The following is a 22,130-nucleotide window of genomic DNA, read 5'->3' on the forward strand; positions in this document are numbered from 1 at the left end:
GAGAAAAATATGAATTCAAAATCAATCTTCAGGAAAATTTTTGCGGCATTTTTTGCGCTTCTGGTTTTTCAGCAGGTTTGGACAGACGAAATTTCTGGAAAAGCTTCTGAAAATGTTCGGACATTTTTGGTTCGGGCGGTTGTAGCTCCGGGCAGTGAGTGGAAAGAAAAATTTCCGCCGCAGTTTGCATTGTGGATTCAGGATTCGGACGGAAACTTCAGCCAGACAATTTTCGCCACAAAAAAGGCTTCAAAGAAAAAGTGGATTTTCGCGCCGAAAGACGGCCGCCCGGAGGCTCTTCCTGTCTGGTATCATTCCTGCAAAAATTTTTATGCTTCTGAATCTGAAAATGAGATGGACGCGGTAACTTCAGCGACTCCAAAAGGCGGTTTTGAAATCGCACGGAAAATTCAGCTTGAAGAAGGAAAAAAATATTTTGCCTATGCGGAAGTGAACAAAAGTTTTGACTACAACGAATTCTATCCAAAAGACGCTGAAAAGAATGCCGCAGAATATTCCGGCGTGAACGGCCAGCCTTCCGCAGTTTACCGTGCAGAAGTCAGCTTTGAAAATCCTGAGGCAAAACTGGAACTTGTAGGAACAGGCTCACTTGACGGAAAAAGCGGCTCGGTCGAAGACAAGACAGAAACTTTGACAACTGCAAAAAATCTTGTGGAAAAAATTATTGTGAGCATTGAATTTTTAGAGGATGAAAAATGAAAATCCTGATTTTAAACGCCTCTCCAAAACCCATGGGAACAATTTCGCAAATGCTAGAATATCTTGAGGACGAAATCCGCCGGAAAAATTCTTGTGCAGAAATCGAAAATATCCGCATAGCCTCACTAAAATTCTCCGCCTGTACAGGATGCATGAAATGCCGCACCGCTGGAAAATGCGTTTTTGCCGGAGACGACGCAGATATTACAAGGGAAAAAATTGCAGGCGCAGATTTTCTTGTTGTGGCTTCTCCGTGCTGGTGGGGAAATATAACCGGAAGTTTAAAGTCTCTTTTTGACCGCAACGTTTTCCGCTTGATGGGCGAATCAAAGCATGGAATTCCGCTTCCTCTTCTCAAAGGAAAAAAAGCCGCAATCGTAACAGCCTGCACAACTCCGTTTCCGTTCAATATTATTTGCAGGCAGTCATCGGGCGTTTTTAATTCAATCGGCGAAATCCTAAAATCAGACGGAATAAAAATCACCGCAAAAATCTGCGCAGCCGAAACAAAGCATTCTCCTGGCCTTACAACGACAAGAAAACGCAAGATTTCAAATATTGTTAAAGCATTAAAAGCAAAGATGTATTTTTTAATCAGTTGACGCTAATTTTTTAGTATGATATTGTTCGTTATCATTGATAACTGAACTGAAAAAAACATGGCAAAAGACAAATCTGAAACACACGAAAATATTTTAAAAGCCGCGCGCGCTGAATTTATGAAAAACGGCTTTGAGAAAGCTTCAATCCGTGAGATTGCGAAGCGGGCGGGCGTCACTTCGGCGGCGCTTTACCGGCATTGCACAGACAAGGAAGATTTGTTCTCGCAGCTTGTCGAGCCTTCTATTTGCGAGTTCAGGCAGTGGCGAAAAAATCACATCGCAACAAAATATGCGCAGATTGAAGAAAAAGTTTCCGCCACCGAGCTTATGAAAAACAACGACATCGACATGATTCGCGAAGTTATCTATCCGCACCGCAAGGATTTCGTTCTGATTCTTACAAAGTCGGAAGGCACTCGCTACGAAAATTTTCTGCATAACATGGTGAACGAGGACCAGAAGGAAATGTTGAAAGTTCTGGATTTTCTAAAGTCGCGCGGAAACAAGGTGGTGGAGGTGAGCGAAAAGGAAATGCACACGATTTTGAGCGCGGCGTACACAGCAATGCTCGAGCCGGTCATCCACAACTACACGCAGGCTGAAACCGAGCACTGCCTTTCTGTTGTGGAAGATTTTTTTATGCCCGGCTGGCAAAAACTCATGGGATTTTAGAAAGAGGTTTTGTTGCGGCGCACTTGCCAGAGAGACATGGAATTTGCATCAGGCAATGACAGTAAAATTCACACCTCTAATATCCGTACCTTTTCCTGAACTTCACCAAACACACGGCAACAACCACAACGGAAAGAATCTCGTAGGCAATTCCGCTAAGCCAGATTCCGTCGATTCCCCACAAAAGCGGAAGAAGAAGAACGCTCGCAACCTGAAAAACCAGCGTTCGCATAAAAGAAATCAGGGCGGAAACAAAGCCGTTGTTCAGAGCGGTAAAAAACGACGAGCCGAACATATTGAATCCCATCAGTAAAAACGAAAACGAATACAGATGGAACGCGCGTCTTGTAAGCGCAAAAAGCTCCGCATCGTACCCTGTAAAAAGCTTTGAAAAAGGAACGGACAACGCTTCCGCCGAAACAAACATCGCAAGTCCAAAAACGCCCATCGCCAGAAGATTCTTCTTGTAAAGATTGTGCAGCTCCGCCCGGTTTTCTGCACCGTAATGATAGCTTACAATCGGCGAAGTTCCGATTCCCCAGCCAAGAAAAACCGCCGCAAAAATAAAACCCACGTACATAAGGCAGCCGTAAGCGGCAATTCCGTTCTCGCCGGCAAATTTTATAAGCTGAAGATTATACAAAATTCCCACGACCGACATCGCAATATTCGAAAGCAGTTCCGAAGAGCCGTTCGTAAAAGTCTTGAACAAAATCACGCCGTTCCACTTTGCCTTTCCAAGTCGCAGAACCGACTTGTTCGGACTGAAAAAATAAATCAGCGGAACAAGCCCTCCCACAACCTGACTCACGCAAGTCGCAGCCGCCGCACCAGCAAGTCCCCACTTAAAAACAGCCACAAACAGCGCGTCCAAAGCCATATTCATAACGCCGGCACTCACCGTAAGAGCAAAACCCATCGTCGGACGTTCAGCCGCAATCAAAAAGGTCTGGAACGAAGTCTGAAGCATAAAAAGCGTGAGCGTAACGCACAAAATTCTTCCATATAATATCGCGTCCTCAAGAAGCTGCCCTTCCGCGCCAAGAGCCGATGCAATCTTCCGCATAAAAAACATCGCCAGAGCGGAAATCACAATTCCAAGCCCAATCAGAAAATAAACCAGCAGCGAAAAAGTCTCGTTCGCACGCTTCTTGTCGCCCTCGCCCAAAAATTTCGCCACAAGAGCCGTTCCGCCAGTTCCAATCATAAAACCGACCGCTGAAAGCATCATAATCACCGGAAAAATCAGATTCACCCCGGCAAACGCAGTCTTTCCCACGAAATTAGAAACAAAAATCCCGTCAACTACGCTGTAAATCGACGTAAAAACCATCATCCCAATCGACGGCAGCGTAAACCGAATCAGCCTGCCGAACGTAAAATGATCCGAAAGCTTAATATCCATAAAAACCTCAAAAAACCAAAACAAAATAAAAATCTGGGCGCATACGGCTCGCAAAGCTCGCCGTACCGGGCTGCTCCGGGTTCCGGCCTTCGCCTCCAGCCGCCACCTGCGGTGCCGTCCGCTCCGCGCCCTCCGTATCCCTTGCGCATTCTCAATAAATCGCATCTCGTCCGAAATCGGACAATAACAGATATTAGGAAATTATACAGAAAATGTCAAGAAAAACAAACCTAGTAATTGGGTTTGAACAAGATTTAATTTTTATATCATTGTCGAAGTTGACGTTTTCTGTCATTATCGGGCTAATCCCATGCGTGGAGGTTTCTCAGTTACGCTAGATAATTGCACTAAAAACTCATTCAGTTTCAAAAACCAAAATTTTTTCAGTCATCTTGTCAACAACCGGAAGTTTCTCAAACAGCTTTAAAACCGGATGAAGCGCAATCATTCCCCTTGTGATATTGTCATCATTTATTTTTTTAAAGCCGCCGGCAATGTCCGCAATATCTTCAAAACTGTCCGCGCCAAAAATAAATTTCGCACCGGTATTCTCAATTGATTTTTCAATCTTCTCACGGTTCACCCATCTTTTCGCAAGACATTCAAGCATAACCGTCGCGCTTTTAAAATTTTCCCGGATAATTTCAAGCATCTTCGCATTTTCATCTTTCGTAAGATACATGCTCAAACCTTCAACCACAAAAAGAACTTTTCCATCCGCATTTATATTTTTAACCCAGCTGAAATCAAGAACCGAACAGCCGATGTTCAAAACCCTTCCCGACTCATCAAAAATCTCGTTTCTAATCTCAATTATCTCAGGCAAATCCAGATTGAACCATTTCAGTCTGCCATTATCCATCCTGTAAAACCGCGTATCCAGCCCGCAGGCAATGTTCACAACCGTGCAGTCAGGATTCCTAGAAACAAAATCCTTCACAAGCTCGTCAAATACAAGAGTGCGCGCAATAACACCGTCGCTCATCGTAGAGTCGCCTTCCGCAAGCGAAAAATCGTAGTCAATCCGCTCAACAAGCTCAACAGCCTTCGCATCGTAAAACTTATGCCCCTTGTTCTTGGAATATTTTGCACGCGCATAAAAACTCTGCAGCATAGTTTCCGCAGTGCCGTTCAATTTCACCTTGATTTTTTCAGCCATAATAATTTCTCCAAACAGATTCTATGCATTTGATTATACAAAAGTTAGCAAAAGCTAACAATATTATGGAGAAATATATTTTTGGAAATTTTATATGCGAACATCCAAAAACTACCCGAAAATCTGCCCCGGAAGCTTCAGTTTTTCTTTCGGCGGAAACTGCCTGTCAAATTCCTCTGCTTCCTTTGAGTCGATAAAATATCCGTCCGGCTCCTTGAATGTTCCGCAGCCTGCTTCCTTCACTTGGTCTAAAAAGCTCGGTACTAGCTCTTTTATCAGAAAATAGTCCGCGTCCAGGTCGGCATGGTAGAAAACGCCTTTTGTCTTTGCCACGACAAAGCCGCTTTTTCCGTAAAAGCCGATGTTGCCGGTGATTGCAAGTGCGCCCGAGCCCAGCTCCTTTGCCTTTTGCATTGCGTGCCTAAGAAGAACTGTTCCGTAGCCTTTGCGCTTGAAGTTTGGCACAATGCTGATCGGCCCGAACGTCATAATCGGAAGAGTTTTGCCGTTGTTCAGCTTGATTTCTGCCCTTGCGAACATCACGTGTCCAATCAAAACGCCGTTTTCTTCCATTACAATGTCGAGTTCTGGCACAAAGTCGCTTCTTGTTCGGAAGCTGTGCAGCACAAAATGCTCGTCGCAGCCGGGCTTGTATACATTCCAGAACGCCTCGCGCGTAAGATTTTCAACCGCCTCGTAGTCTTCAGGTGTCTCGTTCCTGAAAGTGATTTTTTCCATGTCGATTTTGCTGTCCATTTTTTCTTTCCTCCTATTCTTTTGTCATTATTCAGTTTGACCGAATGATTTCTCTTGCATAGATTCCTGTGTCGAATCACATGAATGACATTTGAGATGGACTGTCATTGCCGGGCACAGACCCGGCAATCCGCTGCAAAAAAACTCCCTTTGTCAGCCAAGAAAATGACATTTTCGTATGGTTTAATAATACGCCGAACCGCGCCGGTTTCCTACCTCAAAGACATTTCAGAAAAAAGAATGAGAAAATCTACAAACAAAAAAAGCCCTGCAAAACGCAGAGCTTTCGTCAGTCAATACGCGCTAAATCAATACTGAACTTTTGCTTTCCAGATGTCGGTTTTGTTGTTGGCTGCCGAGATAAAGAAAATTGTATTGTCCGCGCCCCATACAGGAGAATAAGCGTCAACTGAGCCGCTTGTAAGCTGAGTTTTGTTCATTCCATCAGCTGATATAAGATACAGATGAAAATTTGTCCGATTGTTTGCAATTGAAATTATCCTTTTTGAAAGGCTTGATGTCATAGTTCCCTTTGCATTTATAGGAGTCAGCTGCTCAAACAAAATGCATTTTCCATCCTTTGAATATGAAGGCTGATAGCAAGGAAAATCAGCGTCCTTGTAAATTTCTGTAGCCTGATTCAAGTCAAGATTCATTTCAAAAATTCCACCGTCACGGATAAAGACAAATTTGTTTTCTGCAGGATTCCACTTAGGACTATGACCTTCGCAGATTAAAGTTATTTCAGTTCCGTCGTAATTCAAGGTTGCAATCTGCCATTTTCCGTTTATTTTTGTCTGGCACAAAATGATATTATTTTTTATATCAGGTCTTCCATCCTCAGTTCCAATCGGTGTTCTTGTAATGTAAGTTTTTCTTCCGCCCTCTACGTTTGCCCGAACTAGCTTAAACTGATTGTTTTCAAGCGCGGCAAATACAAATTCTTTTCCATTTTTGTTCCAAGCAGGCCAATATGAAAATGTAAGGCCAAGCGGAGTCTTTGAAGGACGGCTAATATCACGAAGCAAATACATCTGGGAATCATAATAATAGCCAGAATTAGAATTCTTCATATTTGTTATATAGCTACTGACGCTTTTATCTATCTCAACATAAAGCAACTGATTTCCATCTGGAGAAACAGCCAGTTCAATTTTAGACAAACCGTCATCTGTAACCCTTGAAACATTCTGCAAAACACTTTTGTCATAAGAAATTTGAATTTCCTCTTTAGGCATTGAAGACATAGAAACGCAAGAAAAAGCTGTCATAGAAAACGCTATCACAGAAGCCAAAAAAATAAATTTTTTCATAAAAACCTCTTTTACATTAAGTCAAATATTACAATACAGAAGTATTTCTTAAAAGTCAATCAAAAATTATACAATGGTCAAAAATAAATAGACAGGTTTCTTATGCTGAATGAACGAATCCGTGAGCTTCGCGGCAGCCGTGGAATCAGCCAGATTCAGCTGGCGGGCAAGCTCGGAGTTACAAAGCAAAGCGTTTCAAATTGGGAAAACGACAACATTCTTCCTTCTATTGAGATGCTTGTGAAAATTGCGAATTTTTTTGAAGTTTCAACTGATTATCTTTTAGGACTTGACAACAAGCGTACGTTGGACGTTGAAAATTTGACGGAAAATCAGATTTCGCATATTCAGCTTATTGTTGACGATTTAAGAAACGCAAAATAATTTAAAACAAAAAAACTGACCCCATTTATAGAGCCAGTTTTTACACAACAGCTTTAGCAATATTTAACCGGAAAAGTTTAATTCATCTGCTTTTTTGCCTGCAAGATGATTCTGTAGATTGACTTTTCGCTCAGAAAGAATTTTTGCGAAATCTCGCTGACCGAAAATCCTTTTTTGTAACTTTCGTATATCCGCTGATTCCGGTTTCTGTACCAAGCTTTGGAATCCTTTGATTCTCCCCAGTTTTTCCGGCTTTCGCATTTCTGCGGAATATACAAGTAAGTTCCTGCCGCATACTCCTGAATTTTTTCAAGAAGTTCGGACGGAAGAACATTTTTCGCTTTTACGTAATTCATTTTGATGACGCTTTTCAAAAAGATTTTTCTAATTGAACAAGCAGTAAAAGCTCTTGAAACTCAAATTACGCCTTTACTGCCGGCGCAATACAAGCTCCATTTTTGTCGTATTTTTTATAAGTCGCTCCTTAGAAAACAATTTTATCTTCAATGCTCAAAATATAACATAAAAAACTATTAAATTCTATTTATTTTTCATGGAATTTTCCAGTCAATTCTTCCACATCAATTCTTATCATGCTTGTTCTTTTCATCATAATAGCAGGAAAAACAGTTGGACCTTTGTACCCATACTTTTTTAGGATACAGATTAATCCTTCTTTCTTTTCATCTGCATCCTCTAAAATAACTGCATTTCCTTTTCCGCAGACACTTCTGTAAAAATCTGTCCAGCCACAAGGCGCTTTGTCTGTACCTATTTCAGAATAGCTTACAGCAGAAAAAGATACACGGGGGCAATTTTTTATGCAGCTAAGCTTTGTTCCTTCCGTAGCTCCGTGAATAAAAATCTGAATCCGCTTTCTGTCATCATCCAGTTTGTACCCGAAATTTACGGGCACAGAATACGGCTCATTTCCATTTATCATCGCAAGAGTCAAAAAATTCGACTCATCAAGAATTTTTATCATTTCTTCAAAGTCAGTAATTTCTCTTTCTTTTCGCCTCATTTTTCACCTACAAAATTTGCAAATTGAAATTTTTTCAAATTCATTTTATAATTTAGAAATCAATTTTACAAGGAAAACAAATGAAAAACTTATATGAACAGGGACAGATGATTGAAACAACTGTTGCCGCAATTTCAAATGACACAGTTTTTATTGATCTTGGGCTGAAAAGCGAAGGTTTCGTTAACAAGGCTGAATTTTGCGATGAAAACGGAAATTGTTCCATAAAAGAAGGCGACAAAATAAAAGTTTACTTTCTAGGCGGAAAAAACGAGGAGCTTCACTTTACAACAAAGCTTGCCGGTCAAAACGCAGGAAAATCAGTTCTTGAAAACGCATTCAAAAATGGAATTCCAGTAGAAGGCCACGTTACAAAAGAAATTAAAGGCGGATTTGAAGTAATGATTGGCACAAGCCGTGCATTCTGTCCCTATTCACAAATGGGGTACAGACAGAAAAAGGAGCCAGCTGAATATGTAGGCGAGCATCTTACTTTCAAAATCCAAGAATATAAAAATGACGGCAAAAACATAGTTCTTTCAAACCGCGCAATTCTTGAAGAGCAGGCAAATGCGGAACTCGATCAGCTTTCAAAAAAATACACAGAAGGAATGACCGTTACTGGAAAAGTAAAATCTATCGAATCCTACGGCGCATTTATCGACTTAAACGGATTCCAAGCGCTTCTTCCAATTTCTGAAATTTCCCATGCAAGAATCAGCAATGTTTCAGATGTTTTAAAAATAGGACAAGAAGTAACAGCAAAAATTATAAAAGCAGACTGGCAGCATGAAAAAGTTTCTCTTTCAACAAAAGAACTTGAAGCAGATCCTTGGGACAATGTAAAAACCGAATTTCCGGCTGGAACAAAAATTGAAGGAACAATTTCCCGCGTAGCTGATTTTGGAATTTTTGTAAACATCGCATCAGGAATAGACGGACTCGTTCACATATCCAAGCTGAATGTTGAGCGCAATACAAATCTGAAAAAAATCTACAAGCCAGGTGAAAAATTTCCAGTTATTGTTGAAAAAGTTGATTCTGAAGAAAAAAGAATTTCGCTTGCCCCAGTTGTTTCAAATGAAGAACAGGACAATGCGGCGGAATATCTTTCATCGCACAAAGATGATGATGACGGAGAAACTTACAATCCTTTCGCAGCACTCTTGAAAAAATAAACTATAAAAAAATAGAATGTCCAATAAGTTAAAAATGTCATTGTCGTACTTGATACGGCAATCTCTACTTTTTGGACATTTTTTACTTTATCTTCTTTCCATTCAAAAAAGCTTCTTTTAAAATTCCAGTTCTATATATCAACTTAAGAGAAAAAAACGGTTCACCTTTTTCCAGCAAATCCAGAAAAATTAAATCGCCTTCCCAATGCTCAAGATTCTTAAAATCTGATTTTTTTATCCATTCAAGTTTCCCTTCGTCGCATTCAATAAGATTCCCGGAAAAATCATCGCTTGTGTAAAGGCACATATATTCAGCAGGATCATCATCAGACAAAAATGTAACAATTCCTCTAAAAGAAAACGAATTTAAAACAAGCCCGGTTTCTTCTTTTACTTCCCGAAGCAGGCAATCTTCAGGACTTTCTCCGGCTTCAAAATGTCCGCCAACACCAATCCATTTGTCGTGGTTTATATCATTTTTCTTTGTAACTCTATGAAGCATCAAATAGCAATCATTTTTTTCAATATAGCACAAAGTTGTAAGCTGACTTTTCATTTTTTTCCTGAAAATAAGTTTGAAAAATAAAAAAAGACCTCATGCAGAAACATGAAGTCTTTATGGGCTCTGAGGGGATCGAACCCCCGACATTCTGGGTGTAAACCAGACGCTCGTACCAGCTGAGCTAAGAGCCCTTATATTTTGTAATAATAACATATATAAAAAACTCTGTCTATATGAAAAAACAAAAAGATTTCATTTATAACAATTTGTTATACAGTTTTGATGATTGACAGTTTTTTTCAGCTTCGTAATACTAACATATTATGGAAGAAAATCTAATTCACGAAAAAGCCGAAAGAATCCGGGACGTAATCCGCTACATAAAAAGATTTAAAAATGCGCTCGTTGTAATTTACATAGATGACACTTTAATTGACAGTCCGCATTTTCTGAACCACATAAGAGACATTTGTTTTATTCACGAAGCCGGACTAAAAGTAATTCTAGTTCCCGGAGCAAGCAAAAAAATAAACGAAATTCTCTCAAGCGCAAATATAAAATGGAAAATGCACTGCAACTGCCGCATAACAGGTCCAGAAGCAATGCCTCTTATAAAAATGGCGGCGTTTGATGTTTCAAATCAAATAATGACAGCTTTTGCAGGCGAAAGAAAAACCGCAGTCATTGGAAACTGGGTCAGAGCCAGAGGAAAAGGCGTTATCGACGGATTTGATTACGGAACAAGCGGCGAAATAGAAAAGCTGCAAACTGATTCAATAAAAACAGTTTTAGACAATGGATTTATTCCGATTTTTCCTTGCATAGGATGGAGCATAGCCGGAAAGCCTTACAACATTTCTTCAATTGAACTTTCCCAGCAAATCGCAATTAACCTGAACGCAGACAAACTTTTTTTTCTTGTTCCAAATGCAGAAATCAATTCAGAAAATTTCTTAATTCCAAAAGAAATCGGTCTTTCTCCAGAAGGAAATGTTCCGGCTTTAAATTTGGAAGAAGTTGAATTATTTTTAAAAACAAACGAACTCTCGGTAAATTCAGATGAAAATAACGCAAATTCTACCAAACGTTTGGTAATTTCAGACAAAAATGTTTCACGTGAAACAAATAAAATGTATCTGAAAGAAAAAATTTTCACTCTTCTAAAAAAAGCAGAAAAAGCTTGCACTCAAGGAGTTGACAGAGTTCACATATTGAATGGCTCTATAGACGGAGTTGTTCCATGTGAAATATTCAGCGACTTAGGCTCTGGAACAATGGTTTACAGCAGCAACTACGGAAAAATCAGAGAAATGACAAGAGAAGACATTCCAGCAGTTTTAAATGTAATGCAGCCATTTATTGAATCAGGAATTCTTCTTCCCAGAACAAAGGAAAGTCTTTCAGCCCAATTCAACAATTTTATCGTATACGAACTTGATGGCGCAATCAGAGCCTGTGCTTCACTCATTCCTTATTCTGACGGACAAACAGAAATCGCAGGTGTCGCAGTTGACAAAAACTGTTCTCACATAGGAATCGGACCAAGAATGATAGAGTTTCTCGTGAAACAAGCAAAACACAATAATTCAAAAGGAATATTCCTGTTAACAACACAAACAGCAGATTGGTTTGAAAAATTAGGATTTAAACTTTCCGACATATCAACTTTACCAAAAGAAAGAAAAGAAAAATGGAATCCAAATAGAGGATCAAAAGTATTACGACTTTTTTAACAACAAAAACTTGATACAAGAAAAATAAAAGCTTAAAACGAAATATTGAACACCTGTGTTTCACGTGAAACATGGGTGTTTTTTTTATAAACAATAACTGAAAAAACAATTTAATTAAAAACAAAAAAGATTATTGTCTAATTCATAATATGAACTATCTCGCACAAATATAAAAGAATATTTTTTTATCTTTAATCCTACGTTGTTCAAAGCAAGCTGATTACTAACCAGTTTTGATTTAAAAATATCAAAATTCAATTGTATAAAAATAATAAGTTCAATTTTGAGTTTTTATAAAAACAGCTATTTAACAATTTTGTCATTACCGTGCTTAATACTGCGATGTTTGAAAAATAAGCCTAATCAAAAACTTGCTGAAAGTTTATAATAGATTATAACTAATTTTTTTCAGAAACATTGCGGTGTCAGATTCAATAATAAAATCAAAATACTTTTTATCAAAACTAAAGAAAAAAAACAATGAATGTGTTTCACGTGAAACGCAAATGTGGAAAAACTATGGAAATTTTTGAATTTTGAAATGAAATTTAATCGCAAAATTCTGTAATTCTTTGTTTTATAAGAAACTATAATGGATTTTAAATTCTTAAAGAAAATTTTATACTTGTGGAAAAGTTGTTGAAAAACATTGTTTCACATGAAACATTTAAAAACATCTATATTTAAATTAAGATAATACAAAATTTAAATAAATTTATAATAAAAACAAATTTGACAAAAATTTAGTAAAATTCCATAAAAAAAAGCCGCGGAAATTCAAAAGAAAATCCACGGCAATTTTTCAATTTTTACAAGTTATTTTTTTTCATCTTCATCGTTGGCAATTCTATCAACTCCAACAACGTAATCAGGATCAGTGATTGAAACAACTTTTATTCCACTCGCTCCCCTGCCCTGCACTGTTATATCTTTTGCTTCAACACGGACAGAAGTTCCTTGGCTTGTAATGCACATAATGCTATCTGAATCACGGACACACAAAGCGCCTATGATTTCGCCTTTGTCTTCAACATTGCCAAATATCTTTTGACCGCCAGTTCCTCTTCCGTGGGCATTGAATTCTGCGGAATCAACTCTTTTTCCTATGCCTTTTTCTGTAACTACAAGAATTTTTGAATCAGGTTCTGTATGAATCCTTATAGCGGAACAAAGCTCATCGCCTTCGGAAAGTTTTAATCCAGCAACACCGCGGCTAGATCTTCCCATTGGACGAACATCTTCTTCATTGATTCTTAATGCTTGTCCACGGCGGCTTACAAGAAGCAGCTCATCTTTTCCTGTTGAAAGAATTGCGCTTACAAGAGTATCTCCTTCATCAAGACGAACAGCCTGCATTCCACGCGATTTTGCATTTCTAAAGTCGCTTGTAGGAGTTTTCTTGACAACGCCATTTGCAGTAGCCATAAACAAATAATTATTTTCTGAAAATTCCTTTAAGCTGACAATCGCTGTAATATCTTCATTCGCGCTGACAGAAAGAAGGCTTTTTATATGTGAACCGCGACTCGTCTTTGACGCTTCAGGAATTTCATGGACTTTTATCCAGTAAGCTTTTCCTTCAGTTGTAATAAACATCAAATAATCATGCGTTGAAGCGACAAACATTTGATTTATATAGTCTTCTTCAACAAGTTTTGCTGAAATAGTACCTTTGCCGCCTCTTCCCTGGCTCTTATACTGGCTTACAGAAACTCTCTTGATATAGCCAAGCTTAGAAACAAGAATGACCATATCTTCTTCTTTTATCATGTCTTCAACATTTATGCTTTCAACTTCACCGGCGACAATATCAGTTTTTCTATCGTCTCCGTATTTTTCAGAAAGCTCATTTGTTTCGTCTTTTATAATCGCAAGAATTTTTTCGTGGTGAGCAAGCAAATCTTCGCAATGGGCAATAAAAGCCTTTACTTCTTCCATTTCCTTACGAAGCTCGTCGATGCGCAAATTTGTAAGACGACCAAGACGCATTTCAACAATAGCTTCAGCCTGAATCTCATCAAATCCAAAACGCTGCATAAGCTTGGCTTTGGCTTCAGTTTCATCACGGCTAGAGCGAATCATTTTTATAACTTCATCAATCGCATCAACAGCTGTAATCAACGCTTCCAGAATATGTTCACGCGCACGAGCCTTGTTCAAGTCAAAAGTTACGCGTCGAGTTATAACTTCATCACGATGATCAACAAAGCATTTTATAATTTGCTTTAAATTTAAAATCTGCGGACGGCCTTTTACAAGCGCAAGATTTATAACTCCAAAACTTGACTGCAACGCTGTTTTTGCAAAAAGCTGATTTATTACAACTTTTGTTATTGCGCCACGCTTTAAATGAATTACAATTCTCATTCCGCTTCTGTCGGAAGATTCGTCATTTATTGCACTGATTCCATCGATAACTTTATCACGCGCAAGCTCTCCGATTTTTTCACAAAGAGTTCTTGTATTCACTCCGTAAGGAACTTCTGTAAATACAATCGATTCAAGTCCAGTTTTGCTTACTTCAATATTGAACCTTCCGCGGACAAGAATTTTTCCACGTCCAGTTCTGTAAGCATCTGCAATTCCCTGTTTTCCAAAAATAATTCCGCCTGTAGGAAAATCTGGACCTTTTATATGATTTAAAAGCTCATCGACTGTTATATCCTGATTATCAATATATGCGCTTATGGCGCTTGCAACTTCACGCAGATTGTGAGGCGGCATATTTGTAGCCATTCCGACAGCGATTCCAACAGAGCCATTGCACAAAAGAAACGGAAACTTTGAAGGCAAAACTGTAGGTTCTTCCTTTGTGTCATCATAGTTAGGAATCATGTCTACAGTGTCTTTGTTTATATCTTCAACCATTTCCTCGGCAATTTTTGTCATTTTTGCTTCGGTATAACGGTAAGCGGCTGGAGGATCTCCGGCTATTGTTCCGAAATTTCCGCCCGGATGAACTACAATATAACGCTGGCTGAAATCCTGTCCAAGTCGAACAAGAGCATCATAAACAGAAGCATCTCCATGAGGATGATATTTTCCAAGAACATCACCGACAATCGTGGCGCATTTTTTTGTTTTTCCGCCTGCAGAAAGATGGTTTTCTTCCATGGAATAAATAATTCTGCGGTGAACAGGCTTTAAACCATCGCGGGAATCAGGAAGAGCGCGGCTTACAATAACAGACATTGAATAGTCAATAAAAGCCTGCTTTACTTCATCTTCAATCGGAATTTTTATAAGATTTGTTGTATTTTCTGTGTTTTCCATTTTTTATCCTAAACATCCAGATTTGCATAAACAGCATTTTCTTCGATAAATTTTCTGCGCGGTTCTACTTCTTCGCCCATGCAAATACTGAAAATTCTGTCCGCGGCAACTGCGTCTGGAATCGTAACTACTTTCATTCTGCGTGTTTCTGGATTCATAGTTGTATCCCAAAGCTGGTTTCCGTCCATTTCACCAAGACCTTTATAACGCTGAACATCAGCTTTTTCTCTTTTGTCTCCAAGTTTTTCCAGCTCAGCATCGCGCTCTTCATCGGAATAAACATAAATTTTTTGCTTTCCGATTTCAATTTTAAACAAAGGCGGCATTGCAAGATAAACGTAGCCTTTTTCAATAAGCTCGGGCATATATCTGAAGAAAAATGTCAAAAGCAAAGTCCTAATGTGGCTTCCATCAACATCGGCATCAGCCATTATTATAATTTTGTGATAACGGAGTTTTTCAATATTGAAATCTTTTCCGAATCCAGCTCCAAGAGAAGCAATTACAGGCTGAAGTTTTTCGTTATTTACAACTTTGTCTGCGCGAACTTTTTCAACATTGAGCATTTTTCCCCACAAAGGAAGAATTGCCTGGGTTTTAGCATCGCGTCCTTTTTTTGCAGAACCACCCGCAGAATCTCCTTCGACAATGTAAACTTCGCATTCAGCGGCATTTTTTGAAGAACAATCGCTCAATTTTCCCGGAAGTCCGAAACTGTCTATGTTGTTTTTACGGCGCGCGCTGTCTTTAGCCTTTCTTGCGGCAATTCGGGCAGCGGCTTCTCCAACTGCTTTTTCAAGAATCATTGTTGTAATCTGCGGATTCTGCTCACAGAAAAGTGTAAGTTTTTCTTTTACAAGCGAATCAACATATCCGCGGACTTCTGAATTTCCCAGTTTGGTTTTTGTCTGGCCTTCAAACTGCGGCTCTGGAATTTTCAATGACAAAACAGCAGTAAGCCCTACCCTAACATCGTCTCCTGTAAGTTTTTCATCTTTGTCGAGCTTTTTAAGAAGCTTTTCATTTTTTTCAAGAAATTTATTTAGAACCATAGTAAGCGCAATTTTAAAGCCATCAAGATGAGTTCCGCCTTCTCTAGTATTAATATCATTAACGTAAGAAAAAATATTTTCAGAATAGCTGTCATTATATTGCATTGCAAGTTCTATAATCACATCATTTTCTTCGCCGTTAATATAAATTGGCTCTTCTGGAATTATTTTTTTTCCTTCATTCAAATAGCTTACATAATGCTTGATTCCGCCTTCAAATTTAAAGACAACTTCCTTTGGATTTTCAAGACGCTCATCACGAAAAATGATTGTTATTCCAGGATTTAAAAATGCAAGTTCTCTAAGCCTTGTAGAAAGAACATCAAAATTATAAGTTGTTGTTTCTGTAAAAATCGAAGCATCTGCTTTCCAGCGGATTGTAGTTCCATGAAGTCCAGTTTCTCCAATGCATTCAACTTTAGATTTAGGAATTCCTTCCGCGTACTTTTGATGATAACGTTTCCCGTCTTTATTTACAAAAGCTTCCATCCAAACAGAAAGCGCATTTACGCAGGAAACTCCAACTCCATGAAGTCCTCCAGAAACTTTATAGTTTGACTTGTCAAATTTTCCGCCGGCATGAAGACGAGTAAGAACAAGTTCAAGCGCTGAAATATGTTCTGTAGGATGAATATCAACCGGAATTCCACGTCCATTGTCTTCTACACGGCAAATATCGTCTTTTTCAAGAGCCACAGTAATTTGCGTACAATAGCCAGCCATGGCTTCATCAATACTGTTGTCAACAACTTCATAAACAAGATGATGAAGTCCATTTGGTCCTGTAGAACCTATGTACATTCCAGGTCTTTTTCTTACAGCTTCAAGCCCTTTTAAAACCTGAATGCTTCCTGCTCCGTATTGATTGTTTTCTTCAGACATGAAAAACTCCGAAATTTCCGCAAAATGAAATGTATATAAAATAGAAATAAATTGAAAAATAAGTATACTCATATTGAAGAAAAAAGTAAAGACAGAGTATAATTGTAAGCTATGAGTGAACAGAATTACCGAGCTTTTTGGGATGAAGCCTTAAAACAAATCCACGATGAATACAAACTAAAAGGACTGGAGTCAGAATTCAAGCTTTGGTTCAACATGGAATATGTAGAAGATACAATTGAAACTATAACCGTATCTGTACCCTCTGATTTCATGTGGATTAGCATGGTAAATAAAGGTTATGTAAACGCAGTAGAATCAAAAATAGCTGAACTTTCAGGACAAAACATAAATTTAACTTATATATTGAAAAAACGAAATTCTCAAAAAGAACCTGAATCAAATTCTGTACCCAAAACTGCAACCATTGATTCTGAAAATTCAAATATTTCAAATGAAGCTGAAATCAATTCAGAAAAAAAATCTGCACCCATAAATTCTGTACCCACTTTTAAAATTCATCCTCAGTTAAGCGAAGATTACACATTTGAAAAATTCGTAAAAGGCGAAAACAGCGAATTTGCTTACAGTGCATCCCTTGCAGCCGCAAAAGAGCCAGGCAGAAGGTTCAATCCTCTTTTAATTTACGGAGGAGTCGGACTTGGAAAAACTCACTTAATGCAATCAATCGGAAATTACATTTACAATAATCCGCCTGAAGGAAAAGAAAACATAAAAATCTGCTACATAAGCGCGGAAAATTTCTTAAACGAATTTACTTTTTCTTTAAGAGACGGAACTTCCGAAAAATTTAAAAACAAATACAGAAAACTTGATGTTCTTCTCTTAGACGACATTCATTTTCTCGAAGACAAAATTCAGACGCAGGAAGAGCTTTTTTACACATTTGAAGAGCTTTACAGAACTCACGCTCAAATTGTTTTTACTTGCGACCGTCCGATTTCGGAACTGAACGGAATTGAAGACAGATTAAAATCAAGGTTTTCAATGGGAACAACAATAGATTTGCAGCCGCCAAGCTACGAAATAAGAAAAGCAATTCTCTTAAAAAAACTTGAAATAAAGAAAAAATCAGTTCCAGAAGATGTAATTGACTTCATCGCAAAAAATATTCAGTCGAACGTGCGCGAACTTGGAGCTTGCCTTGATAAAATGATTGGCTACGCTGAGCTTTTGCAGAAAAATCTTACAATCGATATTGCAAAAAAACTTTTAAGCGACAACATAAGCAAAGTTTCCGACGGCTCAATTTCAATAGACACAATTCAAAAAGTTGTCGCCAATCATTACAACATTTCTTTAAGCGACATAAAAGGTGTAAAACGCAACAAAAAAATAGCATATTCGCGCCACATCGCAATTTACATTTCACGGATTTTAACTGAATCTTCATTCAATGAAATCGCTGCTGAATTCGGCGGGAAAGACCATTCAACAATAATGCACAGCTACAACACAATTGAACTTCAGCTTAAAACAGATGAAAGTTTAAACTCAACAATTGAGCTTCTTATAAAAGAAATAAAAGATTACAAGAGGCTTTAATTTCAGTGGAAAACTATATTCAAATATGTTATAATCTTGTGGAAAAAATAAGGATTTTATAAAAAAAGTGAATTTGTGGAAAAAAAGTGAATTCATTTCGTTGATTTTTGCACAACTTAATTTCTTTTAATGCAAAAAGAAAAATCACTTTTCCATAAATCCACAGGCACTATTACTACTATTACTAAAATTTATAAATTTATAAATTTAATATAGCTTGTGTATAAAAATTCATTTGCTTTCTAAAAGCGAATAATTATGCAAAATTGTATAGTAAAACCAGGAGAAATATATGAGATTTACATTTGACAAAGACACAATGATTAAAGAAATTTCAATTGCCCAGGAAATTATTTCAACAAAAAACATGGGCTCAATTCTTTCAAATATTCTTATCATTGCTCAGGAAAATAAGCTGACTATAAAAGCAACTGACATAAAAGTTAACTTTGAAACTCAAGTTCCTGTTCAAATAACTGAAGAAGGAACAACAACAGTTTACTGTGATAAATTCATGGGAATTTTAAATTCTCTTCCTTCTGGAGAAATTGAATTTAATCAGGAAAAGAAAGAAGGCGAAGAGCAGTCTATAAATGTAATAATCAAGCCTGTAGATAAAAAAATCAAATTTCAGATGAAAAGCATGTCTCAGGAAAAATTCCCTGAATTTTATTCAGCTGAAAATGTTCCTTATTTTGAAGTTTCATCAAAAGATATAAAAGAAATGATAGCTCAGACTTCTTTTGCAGTAAGCGAAGACGAAACCCGCTATTTTATGAACGGTGTTTTCTTTGAGAAAAAAGGAGACAACTTGAATATGGTTGCCACAGATGGCCGTCGCTTGAGCTTTGTTTCAAAATCAATTCTTGCCGGAATAAGCGAATTTCCTTCAGCTATAGTTCATCCAAAAATTTTGAATATCATATTGAAGCACGCTCCTGAAGAAGGAAATATTTTTGTGGCTGTTGTTGATAAAATGATTTTCTTTAAATTCGGAAACTACAGATTTGGCGCGGCGCTTTTGGAAGGACAGTTTCCTAATTATGAGCGTGTTATTCCTGAGCATCAGGCTTATAGTTTTCAGGTTTACAGAGCTGATTTGGTGGATGCTCTTAAACGTGTTGCACTTATGGTTGATAAAAAAGCTGGACGCATATTCTTTAATATTTCTGATGGAGTTTTAAAAATAACATCTTCGCAGTCGGACATGGGAAGCGCAGACGAAGAAATTCCGTGCCAATATCAGGGAGATTCTTATACAATCGCATTGAATTTCCGTTATATTGAAGAACCTTTAAAAGGCATAAATTCTGAAAAAATCGCATTTGAATTCACGGAAGAAATGAAAGCCGTTACAATGCGCCCTGAGCCAGCTGAAGATTATTTCCACATAATAATGCCAATGCAAAAGGAATAGAAACTAAAGCATAAAAAATGCCTTTTCTTTCTCTGTCTCCATATAATTTTAGAAATCTCTGCAATGAAAATATAGATTTGTCATCAAAAGAAATTTATTTTGTCGGAAAAAATGGACAGGGAAAGAGCAATCTTTTAGAATCACTTTATTATTCTGCTTACGGCTCATCATTTAGAACTCATATTGATTCAGAAGTTATAAAAAAAAATGAAAATGAAATGAGCCTTCGCTGTTTGTTCAGAGAAGAAAACGGAACTTCTCATACAACTTCAATTATTTTAAAAGAAAGGCTTAAAAAAATAGAAAAAGACGGAAAAATTCTTCACGACCGAAAAGAACTTATAAATACAATGCCGTGCGTTCTTTATAGCCATGAAGATTTGGATTTTGCTGTAGGTTCTCCGGAAAGAAGAAGATTTTTCATAGATCAGTCGTTGAGCATGTATGATGTTCTTTACATTGACATTATGAGAAAATACAAGAGAATTCTAAAAAACAGAAATTTAAGTTTAAAAGAAAAGCATTACGATTTGCTTGAAACTTATGATTTTCAGCTTGCTCAAAATGGACTTGAAATTCAGAAAAAAAGAAAAGACGCTGTTTTTGGATTTAACCAGATTTTTGGAAAACTTTACGAGCAGGTAACTGGAATTTCTGGAGTTTCCATAAAATATATTCCGTCTTGGAAAAATAAATCAGACAATTTGAATTCTCCTTTTTTTGACAGAAATATTCCGTCAGTTGATTATGTTGTTGATTATTTAAATAAAACAAGGGAGCAGGAAAAAATAATCGGCTCTTCAATGAGCGGACCACATCGGGATAAAATTGTGTTTGAAAAAGAAGGAATTCCGTTTGTTCCAACAGCGTCTACTGGACAAAAAAGGCTTATAGCTTTGATTTTAAGAACTGGGCAGGCTGTTTTTTATAAGCAGATTACTTCAAGAAAGCCTGTTTTGCTTATGGACGATGTTCTTCTTGAGCTTGATCCTGAAAAAAGACAAAAAGTAACTTCTCTTTTGCCTGAATATGACCAGCTTTTCTGTACTTTTCTTCCGGGAGAACCTTACAAAAATTACAAACGGGAAAGCACAAGAGTTTACAAAATTCAAGACGGAAAATGGGAAGATTCGGAATGAGCGAAGAAATAGTTTCTTTTAGCCAGATAATTTCAAGTGCCTTTAATTCTATAAAAGTTGAAAACGCACAGAATTCTGTAAATATTTATGACGAATGGAAAAAAATTCTTTCGCGCATAAAGACAAATTCCTCTAATCCGAATGAAGGTCTTAATATGGCTGGACATAGCCGCGTAATTGATTTGAAAAATGGAATTTTGCTCATTGAAGCCGATCATCCGGGCTGGATTTCGCTTATACAGTTTCATAAAAAATATATATTAAACGGCTTTAGAATGAAATTTCCTGAAGTTGAATTTAAAACTCTTGCATTCCGCCTAAAAGGAAATAAAGGTGAAATTTCGTCGGAAATAGAAAACAAAGATTCAATTTATAAAAAAGTTGAAAAAAAACTTGAAATTGAAGAAGAAATTAACAAAAAATCAGGAATTAATATTAATAAAAATCTAAAAAAATCAGAAAAAAAAGAACTTCCGCCAGAATTAAAAGTTCTTTTTGATGATTTAAGGAAAAGCATGTTGACCAATCTTGAAAAATAATGATAATATCTGCTCTACTAATCTGAAAAAAATTTTATTTATATAGGAGTCTTATTATGTTACGTACATATCAGCCTAGCAAAGTAAAGCGCAATAGAAAATTCGGTTTCCGTGCACGTATGGCAACTCGCGGCGGACGCATGGTTCTTGCTAGAAGAAGAGCTAAGGGTCGTTACAAGCTTACAGTTTCTGACGAAAAGAAGCCTTACTGATTTTTCTGAATTAAAGGATGGATACGGACTTGCTGAAAACAGGGCGTTTTAGAAGAGAAGAACATATAAAGCGCTTTGCCGACATCCAGAAACTTTTTAAAACAGGGAAGAGATTCAGTGTTGCTGGAGCAAAAATTTTTTTTTCCAAAAACAACTTGGATTTTAACAGAATTGCTTTTCCTCTTCCCCGTGGCTATGGAAATGCTGTTGAAAGAAACAGATCTAAACGCTATAGCCGTGAAACATATCGTTTTTTTAAAGCGCGCCTGAACACCGGTTTTGATATTCTTTTTTTAGTTTATCCCGGAAATGACTCGTTCCTTTCGCGGTGCGGACAATTTAAGACATTATGCAAAAAAGCTGGCTTATTAAAGGAATAAGAAATTTCTTCGTGAGGTTTTTGGTTCTTTTTATAAGATTTTATCAAGTTTGTATTTCTCCTCTATTTTCTCCGTGCTGCCGTTATACTCCAAGTTGTTCTGCTTACGCATTGGAGTCAATTCAAAAACATGGTCCTGTAAAAGGGCTTTATTTCGCCATAAAAAGAATTCTCAGATGCAATCCTTTTTGCAAGGGAGGCTATGATCCTGTTCCTTAAAAGG

Annotated in this window: 22 protein-coding genes and 1 tRNA gene; 13 read left to right on the plus strand and 10 right to left on the minus strand. The window is 37.5% G+C overall.

The features are described 5' to 3' along the window. The first annotated feature begins 9 nt into the window (after positions 1-9). The 3 genes from Q0H92_RS01005 to Q0H92_RS01015 are packed head-to-tail and all read left to right on the plus strand — an operon-like array spanning position 10 to position 1,994. Positions 10-720 carry a DUF2271 domain-containing protein gene (locus Q0H92_RS01005; protein ID WP_296010631.1) on the plus strand — a complete coding sequence of 237 codons (711 nt, stop codon included), beginning with the start codon at positions 10-12 and terminating at the stop codon, positions 718-720. Beyond that, positions 717-1,322, plus strand: coding sequence for a flavodoxin family protein (locus Q0H92_RS01010; RefSeq protein ID WP_296010634.1), 606 nt, complete (start codon positions 717-719; stop codon positions 1,320-1,322). Before Q0H92_RS01005 ends, Q0H92_RS01010 begins: the two co-directional genes overlap by 4 nt. Before the next feature lie 57 nt (positions 1,323-1,379). Next, entirely contained in the window at positions 1,380-1,994 is a 615-nt protein-coding gene (locus Q0H92_RS01015) for a TetR/AcrR family transcriptional regulator (protein ID WP_296010636.1), read from the plus strand. Positions 1,995-2,070: 76 nt separating this feature from the next. Here the strand turns inward: Q0H92_RS01015 and Q0H92_RS01020 are convergent, their stop codons facing one another. The 4 genes from Q0H92_RS01020 to Q0H92_RS01035 all read right to left on the minus strand — a co-directional run bounded on the left by Q0H92_RS01020 (position 2,071) and on the right by Q0H92_RS01035 (position 6,627). Then, positions 2,071-3,399: an MATE family efflux transporter gene (locus tag Q0H92_RS01020; RefSeq protein ID WP_296010640.1), complete on the minus strand. Its 1,329-nt coding sequence runs from the start codon at positions 3,397-3,399 to the stop codon at positions 2,071-2,073. Positions 3,400-3,754: 355 nt separating this feature from the next. Beyond that, positions 3,755-4,558: a class I SAM-dependent methyltransferase gene (locus Q0H92_RS01025; protein ID WP_296010643.1), complete on the minus strand. Its 804-nt coding sequence runs from the start codon at positions 4,556-4,558 to the stop codon at positions 3,755-3,757. 111 nt (positions 4,559-4,669) lie between these two features. Beyond that, positions 4,670-5,314 (minus strand): N-acetyltransferase, encoded by a 645-nt coding sequence (locus Q0H92_RS01030; protein WP_296010645.1) that lies wholly within the window; start codon positions 5,312-5,314, stop codon positions 4,670-4,672. 308 nt (positions 5,315-5,622) lie between these two features. Continuing rightward, positions 5,623-6,627 (minus strand): hypothetical protein, encoded by a 1,005-nt coding sequence (locus tag Q0H92_RS01035; RefSeq protein ID WP_296010647.1) that lies wholly within the window; start codon positions 6,625-6,627, stop codon positions 5,623-5,625. Positions 6,628-6,729: 102 nt separating this feature from the next. Between Q0H92_RS01035 and Q0H92_RS01040 the strand changes: the two genes are divergently transcribed. Next, a complete protein-coding gene (locus Q0H92_RS01040) occupies positions 6,730-7,011 on the plus strand; it encodes a helix-turn-helix transcriptional regulator (protein WP_296010650.1) in 282 nt (93 codons plus the stop codon). A gap of 77 nt (positions 7,012-7,088) precedes the next feature. On the opposite strand, the gene Q0H92_RS01045 is transcribed toward Q0H92_RS01040, so the two are convergent. Both Q0H92_RS01045 and Q0H92_RS01050 read right to left on the minus strand, forming a co-directional pair. Then, on the minus strand, positions 7,089-7,367 hold the full coding sequence (locus Q0H92_RS01045; RefSeq protein ID WP_296010653.1) for a CD3324 family protein: 279 nt from the start codon (positions 7,365-7,367) through the stop codon (positions 7,089-7,091). A 188-nt stretch (positions 7,368-7,555) separates the two neighbouring features. Further along, complete coding sequence (locus Q0H92_RS01050) at positions 7,556-8,035, minus strand: pyridoxamine 5'-phosphate oxidase family protein (protein ID WP_296010657.1); 480 nt, start codon at positions 8,033-8,035, stop codon at positions 7,556-7,558. A gap of 80 nt (positions 8,036-8,115) precedes the next feature. Here Q0H92_RS01050 and Q0H92_RS01055 point away from each other — a divergent pair, with 80 nt between their 5' ends. Next, complete coding sequence (locus tag Q0H92_RS01055) at positions 8,116-9,213, plus strand: S1 RNA-binding domain-containing protein (RefSeq protein ID WP_296010660.1); 1,098 nt, start codon at positions 8,116-8,118, stop codon at positions 9,211-9,213. A gap of 82 nt (positions 9,214-9,295) precedes the next feature. On the opposite strand, the gene Q0H92_RS01060 is transcribed toward Q0H92_RS01055, so the two are convergent. Next, a complete protein-coding gene (locus Q0H92_RS01060; RefSeq protein ID WP_296010663.1) occupies positions 9,296-9,769 on the minus strand; it encodes an 8-oxo-dGTP diphosphatase in 474 nt (157 codons plus the stop codon). 63 nt (positions 9,770-9,832) lie between these two features. After that, positions 9,833-9,906 (minus strand) — tRNA-Val (locus tag Q0H92_RS01065). Between the two features lie 132 nt (positions 9,907-10,038). Between Q0H92_RS01065 and argA the strand changes: the two genes are divergently transcribed. After that, positions 10,039-11,448 (plus strand): amino-acid N-acetyltransferase, encoded by a 1,410-nt coding sequence (argA, locus tag Q0H92_RS01070; RefSeq protein WP_296010666.1) that lies wholly within the window; start codon positions 10,039-10,041, stop codon positions 11,446-11,448. 816 nt (positions 11,449-12,264) lie between these two features. Here argA and gyrA read toward each other — a convergent pair. Continuing rightward, positions 12,265-14,721, minus strand: coding sequence for a DNA topoisomerase (ATP-hydrolyzing) subunit A (gene gyrA / locus Q0H92_RS01075; RefSeq protein WP_296010669.1), 2,457 nt, complete (start codon positions 14,719-14,721; stop codon positions 12,265-12,267). Positions 14,722-14,729: 8 nt separating this feature from the next. Beyond that, the gene (gene gyrB / locus Q0H92_RS01080; RefSeq protein ID WP_296010672.1) at positions 14,730-16,655 is read right to left on the minus strand and encodes a DNA topoisomerase (ATP-hydrolyzing) subunit B; all 1,926 of its coding nucleotides are present in this window, start codon (positions 16,653-16,655) and stop codon (positions 14,730-14,732) included. A gap of 111 nt (positions 16,656-16,766) precedes the next feature. Between gyrB and dnaA the strand changes: the two genes are divergently transcribed. The 7 genes from dnaA (at position 16,767) to yidD (ending at position 22,126) form a co-directional block, all read left to right on the plus strand. Next, on the plus strand, positions 16,767-18,221 hold the full coding sequence (gene dnaA, locus Q0H92_RS01085; protein WP_296010675.1) for a chromosomal replication initiator protein DnaA: 1,455 nt from the start codon (positions 16,767-16,769) through the stop codon (positions 18,219-18,221). 292 nt (positions 18,222-18,513) lie between these two features. After that, complete coding sequence (dnaN, locus tag Q0H92_RS01090) at positions 18,514-19,638, plus strand: DNA polymerase III subunit beta (RefSeq protein ID WP_296010678.1); 1,125 nt, start codon at positions 18,514-18,516, stop codon at positions 19,636-19,638. A 17-nt stretch (positions 19,639-19,655) separates the two neighbouring features. Next, a complete protein-coding gene (gene recF / locus Q0H92_RS01095; protein WP_296010681.1) occupies positions 19,656-20,777 on the plus strand; it encodes a DNA replication and repair protein RecF in 1,122 nt (373 codons plus the stop codon). Then, on the plus strand, positions 20,774-21,316 hold the full coding sequence (locus Q0H92_RS01100; protein WP_296010684.1) for a DciA family protein: 543 nt from the start codon (positions 20,774-20,776) through the stop codon (positions 21,314-21,316). The genes recF and Q0H92_RS01100 overlap by 4 nt, the downstream gene beginning before the upstream one ends. Positions 21,317-21,372: 56 nt before the next feature. Continuing rightward, positions 21,373-21,528: a 50S ribosomal protein L34 gene (rpmH, locus tag Q0H92_RS01105; protein WP_013700286.1), complete on the plus strand. Its 156-nt coding sequence runs from the start codon at positions 21,373-21,375 to the stop codon at positions 21,526-21,528. 17 nt (positions 21,529-21,545) lie between these two features. Beyond that, a complete protein-coding gene (rnpA, locus tag Q0H92_RS01110; RefSeq protein ID WP_296010687.1) occupies positions 21,546-21,908 on the plus strand; it encodes a ribonuclease P protein component in 363 nt (120 codons plus the stop codon). Further along, positions 21,878-22,126, plus strand: a complete 249-nt coding sequence (gene yidD, locus Q0H92_RS01115; RefSeq protein ID WP_296010690.1) for a membrane protein insertion efficiency factor YidD — start codon at positions 21,878-21,880, stop codon at positions 22,124-22,126. Before rnpA ends, yidD begins: the two co-directional genes overlap by 31 nt. Positions 22,127-22,130: the final 4 nt, after the last annotated feature.

The organism is uncultured Treponema sp. (genome assembly GCF_934725225.1).
GTDB lineage: Bacteria > Spirochaetota > Spirochaetia > Treponematales > Treponemataceae > Treponema_D.